The organism is Streptomyces sp. NRRL F-5122 (genome assembly GCF_001507435.1).
Classification (GTDB): Bacteria; Actinomycetota; Actinomycetes; order Streptomycetales; family Streptomycetaceae; genus Streptomyces; species Streptomyces lannensis.
Genome location: NZ_LMWH01000176.1, coordinates 1 through 314 on the forward strand (window position 1 = coordinate 1; position 314 = coordinate 314).

Annotated in this window: 1 protein-coding gene; it reads left to right on the forward strand. The window is 67.8% G+C overall.

What is annotated here, in order from left to right; all coding sequences use genetic code 11:
* A partial coding sequence (locus ADL25_RS18785) for an ATP-dependent Clp protease proteolytic subunit (RefSeq protein WP_420711348.1) occupies window positions 1–236 on the forward strand: 236 nt, incomplete at its 5' end.
* Window positions 237–314: the final 78 nt, after the last annotated feature.

The following is a 314-nucleotide window of genomic DNA, read 5'->3' on the forward strand; positions in this document are numbered from 1 at the left end:
GCAGGACCACCCGAACCCTGGTCCGCATGGCCGCCGGCCCGGACAAGGCCAGCTACCTCTACATCACCACACCCGCTGTCTCCATCCCCGCCAGCATGGCGATCTACGACGCCATGCGCCATCTCAGGAGCGCTGTGGTCTCGACCGCCACGGGCATGCCGCCCCCCATGCAGCAGCGCCTGCCCAGCGGCTCAAATCGGGGCAAGCGCTTCGCTCGGCCAATCCCGAGATCCTGATCCACCAGCCATCGGCAGGCCTCCCCAGCTCCGGGTCCGACATCAAGATCCACGCCGAGCGGCTGCTGCACACCAAGA